Source organism: [Clostridium] citroniae WAL-17108 (assembly GCF_000233455.1).
GTDB classification, from domain to species: domain Bacteria; phylum Bacillota; class Clostridia; order Lachnospirales; family Lachnospiraceae; genus Enterocloster; species Enterocloster citroniae.
In genome coordinates, this window is record NZ_JH376425.1 from 80,608 (window position 1) to 93,437 (window position 12,830).

Genomic DNA, 12,830 nt, shown 5'->3' on the forward strand with positions numbered 1-12,830 from the left:
GAAAAGGAGAACTGAATATGTTAAGATCATTATTTTCAGCAGTGTCGGGCATGCAGGCCCATCAGACCAAGCTGGATGTTATCGGCAATAATATTGCCAATGTCAATACCTATGGCTTTAAATCAAGCCGCGCCCGCTTCCAGGATGTGTATTATCAGACATTACAGAGCGCTACCAGCGGCGACAACAACAGAGGCGGCACCAATGCCAGCCAGGTAGGCTATGGTGCGCAGCTGGCTGGCATAGACCTGAATATGGGCCGGTCGGCTCTGCAGTCCACGGGCAGGCCCATGGATGTGGCGATCACAGGAGAGGGATTTTTCCAGGTCATGGACTCTGACGGCAATATTTTTTATACCAGGGCAGGAAACCTGCAGCTGGATTACAAAAGCGGCAACCTGGTGGATGCCAACGGATATACGGTGCTGGGCGTGACCGGTGATCCATTGGGTAAGGCGGCTGGATCGGATAAGATCCATTTAAGCGTCCCATCCAAAAACAACGCGCAGTCCAGCAGTACACAGGAGATCAATGGGATCAAATATACAATTACGTCCCAGAATGCAACCGGAGATGCCAATGTGTCCATCACATTTAAGCTGGATGACACGCTTCCGGACGGCGCTGATGTGGTCGTAAAGTCAGACGAGTTTAATACTTCAAGTATCACGGTCAGGGTCAGCAACAGGGCCAGCTTTGACAGCTTATCTCAGTTTAATGAACAGATGAACAATGCCATTACCAGAACAAACAACGGAAAGCCGCACCCGGCAGGAAACTTTACCATAACAGCGGTTCCGGCGCGTAATGGAGCTTTTACCGGCGAAGAACTGCTGGGTGAGAATTTTGGAATCAAGCCAGGTGTCCAGACCTTTGACCCTGTCTATAAGGATACCGGTATTTTTGGAGGGATCAAGCCGTCTGCAACCAGTACGGAACCCATGTTTACGGCATCGGGCGATGTGAGCTATGAGGCGGTGTTTGTGCCTGCAAAGGGAAGTAACCCGGCGGCATGGCAGATAACCGCAACCGTGTCAGACGGCACGACCACCAGAAAGTTCCAGGGATCCATCAATGAAAACAGCACTTCGGCCAACAGCATATGGCTGAAGGAGGTAGGTACGCCGCCGGATGGTGAGGCAGGACAGTATATTGAGGTGACTCATCCCGGGTATACGGCAATCAATGATTATTTTGACAAGCATACGGATGCCGATGATAAAGAGGTTAAGAACGCAGCTACCATTACCGAAGCCGCCAACTCCCGAGACCTGGGTCTTGGCAGCAAGGCATTTTCCCTGACCTCAGGCAGCGAGGGCGGAACCGTGTCCCTGGCTGATGCCGGTGTGACTATCCTGGCCAACGGTATCATTGAGGCCAACCATCCCAACCTTGGAAAGATCCAGATCGGTCGTATCGACCTGGTGACCTTTGACAACCCGTACGGACTGGAGGGCGTGGGCAATTCTTACTTTAAGCAGACAGGCAACTCCGGTGAGGCCAAGGCATGCAAGGCGGGGGAAGACGGAACCGGCGCGCTCAAGACCTCATCCCTGGAAATGTCCAATGTGGATATATCCACGGAATTTGCAGATATGATCGTTACACAGAGAGGGTTCCAGGCCAACTCCAGGATCATTACGGTGTCGGATTCCATTTTGGAAGAGCTGGTTAACCTGAAACGATAAGCAGATGAGAGGGCGGTATCATGATCCTGTTAAAAAAACTGAACGGTGAGGAGTTTATATTAAACTGCGACCTGATCGAGACCATTATGGAGAATCCTGATACCACCATCCTCCTGACCAATGGTAAGCACCTGATTGTGAGGGAATCCAAGGAAGAAGTAGTGGACAAGGTGGTGGAATTCCGCAGGGAGGCCTTTAGAGGCATCTTGGATCAGATTAAGGGCTGATGGTACGGCAGAATAGTTTAGGAAAAGGATGTATTGTTATGGATATCTTGTCAATTCTGGGTTTTATTTTAGCAGTGGGGCTTGTGGGATTCGGTATGACCTTTGACCAGGAGGCCATGAAGCTGGTGTTTACCAACCTGAAAGCATTTGTTGACATACCAAGTATTGCCATTACCGTGGGGGGAACCATCGGCGTTATGATGATATCCTTTCCGGCAGGTGCGTTTAAAAAGATCGGGAGCCACCTAAAGATCATTGTGAGGCCTTATCAGTTTGATCCGGCCCAGTCCGTGGCTCAGATCGTGGGCCTTGCAACCGAGGCCCGCATGAAGGGGCTTTTGTCCCTGGAGGACAAGCTGAGTGAAATTGACGAGCCGTTTTTACATAACAGCCTGATGCTGGTGGTGGACTCCGTGGATTCGGAAAAGGTGCGCAAGGCCATGGAGACAGAGCTGGAACAGCTGGACGAGCGTCATGCCCTGGACCGCCGCTTTTATGAAAAGGCAGCCAGCTATGCTCCTGCCTTTGGAATGATCGGAACTTTGGTAGGCCTGATCCTGATGCTGGGCAACATGGCTGATGTGGACGCCCTTGCAAAGGGCATGGCCGTGGCGCTGATCACCACGCTGTACGGATCGCTGCTGGCCAACATTGTGTGCCTTCCCATGGCGAGCAAGCTGAAGGCCAGGCATGATGAAGAGTTTCTGTGCAAGCAGCTGGTGATGGAGGGGGTTCTGGCCATACAGGAGGGGGAAAATCCCAAGTTTATAGAAGAGAAGCTGTTTAAACTTCTTCCCGCCAGCTACAAGCGGTCCGGGGAAAACAAAGAGGAAAAGAACAAAGAGGAAAAGAAAAAAGCGGTCAGAAAGAAACGCAGAAGAAATACCAAAGAGATTGAGGAATAAAAAGGAGCTTAAACCATGGCAAAGGAACAGGGAAGCCGGAATGTCAGCGAAGTGACGGACCGGCAGATGATGGAGGAACTCATCAGAATACATGCGCAGGCGGCGGGAGAATCCATCTCGTCCATTCTGCGGGCCAATATTGAGATAGGGGAACCAGAGCTACAGGAAATAACGGTCAGGGAAGTGGAGTACAGCATCCTGGAACCGGCTGTCTTTGTAAAGACCTGCCTTACGTCACAGGTGGCGGGCAGTCTGGTCCTGATCCTCCGGCAGAGGGATATGCAGGTATTCCTGAATGAACTGATGGGCGTGGACGACCTTCCCGACCCTGACTTTGTGTTTGATGATGTGGCCATGAGCGCGGCAGGGGAGCTGATGAACCAGATGGGCCACGCATCGGCGGCAGCCATGGCGCAGTTCCTGGGCGATACCATGGATTTTGCAGACTGCCAGCTGACGCTGTCGGACGGCCGCCAGAGCCTGGCTTCGGTTATGGGAGAGGCGGAGGATTCCGGGGTGTTGGCAGTGACCTACCGCATGAAGATAAAGGACATGGTGGAGTCGGAGTTCATTGAGTGCATATCGGCCAACGCCATGGACAGCCTGTACCAGGAGATCCAGGCCAGGAAAGAAGCGGAGACCAGGGCAAAGCAGGAGGAAGAGGAAGCCGCAAGGCAGGCCGCCCTGCTTGAGCAAAGCTCGATTGTGGGCAAGGGAGCATTGCCAGATGCAGACCAGGCCGAGGGCAAAGATGATGAGGCCGGAGAACTTGCGAACGCCGGAGGCAGAAGGACTGGGGCCGGACCCCGGAGGAGCGGGCCGGGAGCCGGACAGCCCGGCGCAGCCGGTATCCTGCACAGAAACCAGACCATAAGCGGCAACCTGGGACTGATCATGGATGTGCCCCTTAACGTGTCAGTAGAGATCGGCAAGACAAAACGGCGGCTGAAGGATGTGCTGAATTTCAACAACGGAACTGTGGTGGAGCTTGACAAACAGGCGGATGCGCCGGTGGACATCATTGTCAACGGACAGCTTATCGCGAGGGGCGAGGTTGTGGTGATCGATGATAACTTCGGAGTGCGCATCACTGAAATAGTAAATACACGAAGCATTATTGGAAATGGTGAATAAAGTTGAAACGGTTTAATATCCTTGTAACAGCGGGGATCATAGGGATCATTTTCCTGATCCTGATCCCCCTGCCCACACCCATACTGGACTTTTTATTTATACTGAATATATCGCTGTCCCTGCTGATCCTTGTGATGACCATGTACATCAGGGAGACACTGGAATTTTCCGTGTTTCCGTCCCTGCTTTTAATCACGACTTTATTCAGGCTGGGGCTTAATATTTCATCCACAAGAAAGATCCTGTTTGATAACGGCTACGCGGGACAGGTGGTCAAGACCTTCGGACAGTTTGTGATCCGGGGAAATGCTGTCATTGGTTTTATCATTTTCCTGATCATTGTGCTGGTTCAGTTCATAGTAATCACAAAGGGTTCGGAGCGTGTGGCGGAGGTTGCCGCAAGGTTTACCCTGGATGCCATGCCGGGAAAGCAGATGGCCATTGACGCGGATCTTAACAGCGGCCTGATTGATGAGCAGCAGGCAAAGGAACGGCGTTCCAAGATACAGAGGGAAGCGGATTTCTTCGGTTCCATGGACGGAGCGACCAAGTTTGTAAAGGGAGATGCCATTATCTCCATTATTATCACATTTATCAACTTTGTGGGCGGCCTGATCGTGGGCATCATGAACAGTCAGGGCACCATACAGGATATCATGCAGATCTATACCACCTCCACCATCGGAGACGGCCTGGTATCCCAGATACCGGCCCTGCTCATATCCGTTGCAACCGGTATGATTGTGACCCGTTCCGCATCTGAGAACAGCCTGAGCGAGGATCTCACCAGTCAGTTCCTGGCGCAGCCCAGAGTACTGATGACAGCGGGCGCCGCGGCTGCGTGCCTGTGCCTGATCCCGGGATTTCCGGTGTTACAGATCCTCATCATATCGTCCGGTTTAACAGGCGGAGGATATCTCCTGTACAAGCGCCAGCAGAGCATTGCGGCTGAGACCGTACAGGAATTTGTGGAGACGGAAGTCACCAGCGAAGCGTCTTATTATAAGAATATTGAAAATGTCTACGGTCTTTTGAATGTAGAACAGATTGAAATGGAATTCGGCTACAGCCTGATTCCGCTGGCGGATGAGAGCAACGGCGGCAATTTTATCGACCGCGTGGTTATGTTCCGCAAGCAGATGGCGCTGGACATGGGATTTGTGATTCCGTCCGTGCGCATTAAGGACAGCGGGCAGCTCAATCCTAACCAGTACAGCATCCTCTTAAAAGGGGAGGAGGTAGCCAGGGGAGATATCCTGATGGACCACTACCTGGCGCTGCCGCCCGGCACGGATGCGGATGATGTTCCGGGAATCGACACCATTGACCCGGCGTTCCATATACCGGCCAAATGGATCGGCGAGGACCGCAGGATCCAGGCCGAGCTGGCAGGATACACGCTCATCGATCCCACCTCGGTGGTGATCACCCACCTGTCCGAGGTGGTGAAGGAGCATTTGCATGAGCTTCTCAACCGCCAGGAGGTCAACAACCTGTTGGAGACACTGAAAAAGACAAACAGCAGTATTGTGGAGGATACCATTCCTTCCGTTATCACGGTGGGAGGACTCCAGAAGGTTTTGGCAAACCTGTTGCGAGAGGGGATCCCGATCCGTGATATGGAAACGATTGTGGAGACGCTGGGTGATTACGGGAGCCAGATCAAGGATACGGATATGCTCACCGAGTATGTGCGCCAGGCTCTGAAACGGACCATTTCCCGCCGCTTCTCAGAGGCGGGGCAGATGAAGGTGATCAGCCTGGACGACAAGATCGAGAACATGATCATGTCATCGGTGAAGAAGATGGATACCGGCTCCTATCTGGCGCTGGAACCAACGGTGATCCAGAGCATCGTAAGCTCAGCCACGTCAGAGATCAACAAGATCAAGGATCTGGTCAACATACCGGTGGTTCTCACCTCGCCGGTGGTGCGGATCTATTTTAAAAAGCTCATTGACCAGTTTTATCCCAATGTGGCGGTGGTATCCTTCAGCGAGATCGATAACAATATACAGATACAGGCTTTGGGAAGCATTTCCCTTGGCCAGAGGTGACAGGACAGGGGTAACAGTTTATGCAGATGGAACAGACAGACAGTGAGGATATGGCCCGGGCGCTGGCATCCTATAAAAAGACCGGCAGCCAGGAGCTTAGAAACCAGCTGGTTGTACACTACCTCCCCATTGTACGTTCCGCGGCCGTGCAGCTGCGCGCCATGGCAGGAAGCTTTCTGGAGCAGGAGGACCTGGCGGACCAGGGCGTGCTGGCATTGATGGAATGCCTGGACCGGTACGATCCTGACCGGGGCGCCAGATTTGAAACTTACGCGTTTATGCGGGTGAGAGGGTCCATGATCGACTACATACGCAGCCAGGACTGGGTGCCTCACCGGGCAAGAAATTTCCAGAAAAAGGTAGACCAGGCATTCTCCATACTGTCCCATGAAAAGATGGGGGAACCGGATGTAAAGGAAGTGGCAGGGTATCTGAACCTGCCCGTGGAAAAGGTGGAGGATCATATCAAATATATGAACCATGCAGCGGTCCTCTCCTTTGAATCCGTGCTCCAGGATATGACGGCCGTATTTGCAAAGGGAGAGCTGGAAGCCGGGGACATGGACGGGAAGCCGGAGGAGAGCCTTTACTATAAGGAACTTATGGAAATGCTTACCGCCGCCATCAACGGGCTGGGAGAAAAGGAACGGCTTGTTATCACACTGTATTATTACGAAGAGTTAAAATATTCAGAGATCGCGGAGGTTATGGGCGTGGGGCAGTCACGTGTGTGCCAGATCCATACCAAAGCAATCGGGAAGCTAAAGAACTGTTTGGAAGGCTATATGAGAGGATAAGGATATGTTTTCAGGATTTTACACAGCTGCATCCGGTATGCTGATGAATCAGAGGTCACTTGACATGGCGGCCAACAATATTGCCAATGTGAAGACCAGCGGGTATAAGCCCAAACGTCTGATCAAGACCACCTTTGACCAGCAGCTGGTGCGGCAGATGAACGGACAGACCCAGGGACTGGGCCGGGGTTCCACCATATCGGTTGGCACCAGGGAAATAACTGCCCACGGGCAGGGAACGGTCACGGACACGGGACAGACCTATGACCTGGCGATCAACGGGGACGGTTTCTTTGTGATCCAGGGAACGGACGGACAGTATCTGACCCGCAACGGCCATTTTGACCGGGACGGGGAAGGCAATCTGGTGCTTCCGGGCGTGGGTCAGGTCATGGGGGACGGCGGCCCTGTGTATGTGGATGAGGGCGGGTTCCGCGTGGGTTCGGACGGCATTATCTATGACAATGAGGACGGTGCGCTGGACCAGATCCAGATCGTGGTGCCGGACAATTACGACAATCTCACCTTTTATGACAATGGCACCTATGGAGCCGGGAATACAGTGGCGCTGGAGCAGGTGTATCCCACTGTGTATCAGGGAAAGCTGGAGGCATCCGGGGTGAACCTGAATAACGAGATGACAAGGGCCATGGAGGTCCAGAGAGCGTTCCAATCCTGTGGAAAGGCGCTGACCATCATAGACCAGATGAACCAGAAAACAGCTAACGATATCGGCAAGCTGTAGGGGGACCATAGATGAATATATCATATTTTACGGCAGTATCGGCAATGAACGCATTTCAGAAGGATCTGGATGTGACTGCCAACAACATGGCAAATGTAAGCACCAACGGATATAAATCCATGCACAGCAGCTTTGACGATCTGCTGTACACCCGGATGGATATGAGGCCCCAGGCCCAGGTCGGCCATGGGGTGAAAAATGACGGTCCGGGAACCGTGTTCCAGCAGGGAATCTTCCGCAAAACCGACCGGAAGCTGGATTTTGCCATATCCGGCAATGCATTTTTTGCAATCCAGACAAGTGAGGATGAGGAGGAACCGGCCTACACAAGGGACGGCGCATTCCAGATCTCATCCACGGAGGACGGCAATTACCTGACCACCAGCGATGGAAGCTATGTGCTGGACCAGGACGGGGATCCCATTGAACTGGAGTATAAGCAGTCGGAAGATGGCGGGGACGGCACGCCCGGAGAGCTGGACCTGGATCATCTGGCAGAGCAGATCGGCCTGTTTGTGTGCGAGAATCCCGAAGGGCTGATGCACGCTGGCGTGAACCTGTTCCGCACCGGAGAGACATCCGGCGAATGGGTGTCCATCGAGGATCTGGATGACGAGGAGGAGAAAAGCAAGGTCCTTACCATGACCCTGGAGCTTTCCAATTCCAATATGTCCACCGAGATGGTAAATTTGATGCAGACGCAGCGTGCGTTCCAGCTTAACAGCAGGATCGTCAGTACGGCGGATCAGATGGAAGAGATGATTAATAGCCTGCGGTAAGGCAGTATAAGAATTGCTGAAAGGGGGGATGTCCATGAACGAAAAAAGCCTGATATTCAGTTTGTTTTCCAAGTTTCTTGAGGATGAAAAGGACGATATATCCCCGGAAGAAAGCGGGACAGATAAAAAAGAGAGTGAGACAGAGGACGGGGGAACGTCCAAGGATGGCGCGGGGGGTGCACAGAGCCGTGGAAGAGCGGAGGGTGCGCAGAGCCGTGGAAGAACGGGGGATGCGCAGAGCCGCGAAAGAACGGGGGATGCGCAGCACTATGGAAAAGCGGAGGATGCACAGTTTTATGGAAAAGCGGAGGATGCGCAGCACCGGAAAGAGGGACGCGGCTTGGCGGATGACGGTCATGATCACCGGGTAGAGACGGTGGAGGACTGGAACGAGGCGGAACAGAAACGCCGGATACAGCTGGAACGGGAACTTTTAGGAGAAGCCGCGGTATTGGATGATTCTGAAGGTAAGGATCTGTTGGTTTTAAATGAAAAAGACCGGGAGGAAGTATCTTCAGATGCGGAAGAACCGGACATGGACGCCCATGCAGAACTTATGGTGTCGGACGATAAGATGGAAGTTTCCATGATGCTGTACGGGCCGCAGGGCAGCGGTGAACACATCTCCATAGAGATGGTGCGTGAGGCGCTGGAAAAGAAAGGGATCTGTTTTGGCATAGACGAGGAGAAGGTCGCAGCTATGGTCAGGGAACAGCAGTATCTCCAGATGGCCATAATAGCAAAAGGCCAGCCGCCCCTGAACGGGGATGACGGTCATATTAAGGATTATTTTCCCAGAAAACCCCAGATAAAGTATGCGTCCAAGGGCAACGGCGGGATTGATTTTAAGAGCATGAACCTGATCCATAACGTGAAAAAGGGGGACGTGGTCTGTGAGATTTCCATGCCCACGGAGCCGGAGGACGGAATGGATGTATTCGGCCAGCCGGTCCGCGGCAAAAACGGCACCATGCCGCCCATTCCCCAGGGAAAGAACATTGTATACTCACCGGAGCGGGATAAGCTTCTGACGGCCTGCGAGGGCAATCTGACATTCCGGTCCGGGCGTTTTCATGTGGAAAATGTATTTTCCGTGTCCGGAAATGTTGACAACTCCATTGGAAATATTGATTTTACCGGAAGCGTTATGGTGCACGGGGATGTGCTGGAGGGATACAGTGTCACGGCCAAGGGCGATATCACGGTAATGGGAATTGTGGAAGGCGCCCATCTGAAGGCCGGCGGGGATATCCTGCTTCATAAAGGAATGCGGGGCATGAAATCGGGAGTGCTTGAGGCGGAGGGAGATATCACGGCCAAATTCCTGGAGGACTGCAGCATTTTTGTAAAAAATAATATCCAGGCAGAATATATCATCAATTCCGAGGTGTCCTGCGGGCACAACCTGACACTCATCGGTAAAAGAGGCGCGCTGATCGGCGGGAATTGTTCGGTTTATAACTGCATGAACGTAAAGGCGGTGGGGGCGCCCAGCCACATCACAACAGCCATAACCCTGGGCCTTACCCCACAGCTTTTAGAGGAGATGGAGGCCCTTGGAAAGGAATTGCTTATGCTTTCCAGAAAACTGACCGAGATTAACAAGGATATCTCATATCTCAGCGGAAAGCTTAAGGAAGGTACCATCACACCATCCCAAAGGGACCGCCTTGCAAAGCTGAAGCTGGAAGCGCCCATCAACACGTTAAAAGAGAAAAAATTAAAACAGCAGGCAGCGGAGCTGTCAAAAAAGCTCCGCGAGGTGGGAAAATCCAGGCTTACGGCCAGGGAAGTGTATCCCGGAACCGTAATCAATATCGGGGATTGCAAGATGAGCATCACCAAGAAGGAGGACAGCTGTTCCTTCTACTATCTTGACGGGGAAATCAGGAAAGGAATTCGTTAATGGCAGACATCCTACGGGTGACATCTCCGGTCATCAACAAGAATATCATACAGACGGACAAGGCGTTAAAGGACCCCTCGGTTCCGTTTGACATGCAGGAGATCCGGCACATTACAAAGAATCCTGAGGGCAGCGGCCTTCTGGGACATCACAATGTGCTGGAACGGGAAGCCGGCGCCGCCACCCTGATGAACCTGTTAAAAGACCCGGCAGTGACGGTCAACTATCTGAAAAATATTTACATGCTGGAGGAGATCATCAACCTCCTTCCGGTGAATAACAATACTATGACCCAGGAGATCCGCCAGCTTTTTGACGCTTTATTGATCAACCCGGAGCACATTGTAGACGAACTGGTGGATCAGGAGTATGCTTCCACGCTGTTTAAGGGAGAACTGTTTGACTTCCTAAGAGGGATGTTAAGTGACAAGCCGGAACTGAGGATGGAGACGGCGGAGCTCTTAAAGGCGGTCAACGGCAGTATATCCAGGCAGGATGTACTGGACTCCGTGGCTAACAGTCTGGAATACCTGTCCGAACAGCTTTCAGGGAGCAGGACGCTGGCGGGAATATTTGCGCAGCTGGGAGAGCGGGTCAGGCAGGTACAGGGCGGGCAGGAATTTGAGGCCCTGAAAGCAGATGTGCAGCAGGCTTTAAAGGAACTGGAGGGAAGCGTGCTCTACACGCCCCAGACAGCCCGGGTGATCCCCAATATCATGTACAATATGTCGCGTTACCAGGACAATGACGCATATCTCCAGGAGGCCCTTATGAATCTTCTCATCCATGTGAACAGCAGGGAGGACAAGGGACGTTTGCGGGAGCTGGTACGGCAGTACATAACCAGTTTCCAGGAGCCGGAGCACCTGGTGAACCGGTCCCGGATCATGGATACGCTGGCAAAGATCATTGCAAAGCAGGACCGGGAGACTCCCATGAACAGCCTGAACGGGGAGAGGATCGAAAAGATCATCACAAGCCTTTTATCCTCACCCTGCAACTATACGCCCCTTCTGCATTTTGTGATTCCGGTGGATTATGAGGGCATGAAAGCATTTTCCGAACTTTGGATCGATCCCAAGGATGAAGGCCGGGGAGGCGACCGGGCGGAGGGAGAGGGAAACCATGTCCATGTGCTGATTACCTTTGATATACCGGGGATCGGGCAGATGGAGGCGGAATTCATGATGGCGGGCAGGGAGCTGGGATTTCATCTGTATTGCCCGGAATCGTACACAGAAATATTTGAGGGCCTGATCCCGGAATTCCGCGGTATTATGGAAGAACACGGGTATAGGGCGGCTGACATAGAAGTAGAGCGCATGGACCATGTGCGCAGCCTGATGGAGGTATTCAAAAACCTGCCATTCAAAAGGACGGGTGTGGATGTCAAAATATAAGAAGAATAAAGCAGTTGCTTTAAAATACAATGCAGCCGAGGACGCGTCACCGGTGGTGATCGCTTCCGGTTACGGCACGGTTGCGGAGCATATCATTGATATTGCAGAGAAAAAGGGGATTCCCGTATTCAAGGATGACAGCGCGGCCTCCCTTCTGTGTATGCTGGACGTGGGGAGCAATATCCCGGTGGAGCTTTACGAGGTGGTGGCGGCAATTTATTGTAAGCTGATTGAAACCTCGGCTCAGATTCGGGGGATTGAGGATGCGGAGGGCGTGAGGAAGGGGAATGCGGCGGGAGACGGCAGTGCCGCGGACAAAACAGGAGATGGTAATACTGCGGGCAGAACCGGCGTTGGCAGTATGGGCAACGGAAGTTCCAGCCGTTTGTGCCGGAATCTGGCATCCAAACGGAACAGGGATGGTGGAGAAATCAGAGAATAAAGAGAACAGCAGGCAGGCAACAGACGATAACAGGACGATAACAGGGGGGTGGGGAACATGGTTGAATTGCTGGACGGATATGTTGGATCATCGTGTGTCATGAAAGCAAAGAATAACGACCTGATCAGCATGGGAGTCCTGCACAGGATCGGAAAGAATTTTATTGATGTGGGAAGCTCACGCAATGAATTGCCCACCATACCATATAACCTTTTGGTAAAGATTGAGGTATATAATACACAGCTGGGATTCAAGGTACTGATCGGGAGAGTGTACCTGTCATCTCCCAAACTGGCGCGTATCATTGATCTCAATGAGGCCACCAATGACGAAAGGCGGGAGTATTTCCGGATCAGTACAAGGGACAAAGCGGTGATCTATAACTGCATGCGCGGAGATGAGCTGATGAACCCAGGGGAGGAATCAGAGCATGATTCTACAGGGGATTCTGCGGATTACAACGGGCTTAAGGTTCAGCTGGTGGATATCAGCCTGGGCGGCCTGATGTTCAGAACGGATGAGATATTCAAGATCAATGACCGTCTTAATATCGTGATCCCCGCCATGGGCGATTCCATGCTGTTTGCGTGCGAGGTGCGCAGGCAGATAAACCGGCCGGAAGGCGGCTATGGCTACGGATGCGAGTTTATGGAGATGGCAACCAGGCAGGAGGACCTGCTGTACCGTTATATTCTTAGACGGCAGGGGGACCAGCTTCGGAGGATACGGTGAGAGCAGGGATATGAGGAG

General features: G+C 52.6%; 12 protein-coding genes. All 12 read left to right on the forward strand.

Translation table 11 applies throughout. From position 1 onward, the window contains the following. Positions 1–17 precede the first annotated feature (17 nt). From HMPREF9469_RS19195 to HMPREF9469_RS19250, 12 genes are read left to right on the forward strand one after another with little or no spacing between them, the layout of a single operon-like run. The gene (locus tag HMPREF9469_RS19195; protein WP_007865451.1) at positions 18–1,688 is read left to right on the forward strand and encodes a flagellar hook protein FlgE; all 1,671 of its coding nucleotides are present in this window, start codon (positions 18–20) and stop codon (positions 1,686–1,688) included. Positions 1,689–1,708: 20 nt separating this feature from the next. Continuing rightward, the gene (locus HMPREF9469_RS19200; protein ID WP_007865454.1) at positions 1,709–1,915 is read left to right on the forward strand and encodes a flagellar FlbD family protein; all 207 of its coding nucleotides are present in this window, start codon (positions 1,709–1,711) and stop codon (positions 1,913–1,915) included. A 38-nt stretch (positions 1,916–1,953) separates the two neighbouring features. Beyond that, entirely contained in the window at positions 1,954–2,820 is an 867-nt protein-coding gene (locus HMPREF9469_RS19205) for a motility protein A (RefSeq protein WP_007865457.1), read from the forward strand. Between the two features lie 15 nt (positions 2,821–2,835). Further along, entirely contained in the window at positions 2,836–3,954 is a 1,119-nt protein-coding gene (fliN, locus tag HMPREF9469_RS19210; protein ID WP_007865459.1) for a flagellar motor switch protein FliN, read from the forward strand. A 2-nt stretch (positions 3,955–3,956) separates the two neighbouring features. Continuing rightward, positions 3,957–6,011, forward strand: coding sequence for a flagellar biosynthesis protein FlhA (gene flhA, locus HMPREF9469_RS19215; RefSeq protein ID WP_007865463.1), 2,055 nt, complete (start codon positions 3,957–3,959; stop codon positions 6,009–6,011). A 20-nt stretch (positions 6,012–6,031) separates the two neighbouring features. Continuing rightward, a complete protein-coding gene (locus HMPREF9469_RS19220) occupies positions 6,032–6,808 on the forward strand; it encodes a FliA/WhiG family RNA polymerase sigma factor (RefSeq protein WP_007865466.1) in 777 nt (258 codons plus the stop codon). Between the two features lie 4 nt (positions 6,809–6,812). Then, positions 6,813–7,553, forward strand: coding sequence for a flagellar hook-basal body protein (locus HMPREF9469_RS19225; RefSeq protein WP_007865469.1), 741 nt, complete (start codon positions 6,813–6,815; stop codon positions 7,551–7,553). A gap of 11 nt (positions 7,554–7,564) precedes the next feature. Continuing rightward, positions 7,565–8,332 carry a flagellar hook-basal body protein gene (locus HMPREF9469_RS19230; protein WP_007865483.1) on the forward strand — a complete coding sequence of 256 codons (768 nt, stop codon included), beginning with the start codon at positions 7,565–7,567 and terminating at the stop codon, positions 8,330–8,332. Positions 8,333–8,366: 34 nt separating this feature from the next. Further along, complete coding sequence (locus HMPREF9469_RS19235; protein ID WP_007865486.1) at positions 8,367–10,238, forward strand: DUF342 domain-containing protein; 1,872 nt, start codon at positions 8,367–8,369, stop codon at positions 10,236–10,238. Beyond that, a complete protein-coding gene (locus HMPREF9469_RS19240; RefSeq protein ID WP_007865488.1) occupies positions 10,238–11,638 on the forward strand; it encodes a hypothetical protein in 1,401 nt (466 codons plus the stop codon). The genes HMPREF9469_RS19235 and HMPREF9469_RS19240 overlap by 1 nt, the downstream gene beginning before the upstream one ends. Then, on the forward strand, positions 11,625–12,080 hold the full coding sequence (locus tag HMPREF9469_RS31445) for an EscU/YscU/HrcU family type III secretion system export apparatus switch protein (protein ID WP_007865490.1): 456 nt from the start codon (positions 11,625–11,627) through the stop codon (positions 12,078–12,080). The genes HMPREF9469_RS19240 and HMPREF9469_RS31445 overlap by 14 nt, the downstream gene beginning before the upstream one ends. 57 nt (positions 12,081–12,137) lie before the next feature. Next, on the forward strand, positions 12,138–12,812 hold the full coding sequence (locus HMPREF9469_RS19250; protein ID WP_007865492.1) for a flagellar brake protein: 675 nt from the start codon (positions 12,138–12,140) through the stop codon (positions 12,810–12,812). Positions 12,813–12,830 lie beyond the last annotated feature (18 nt).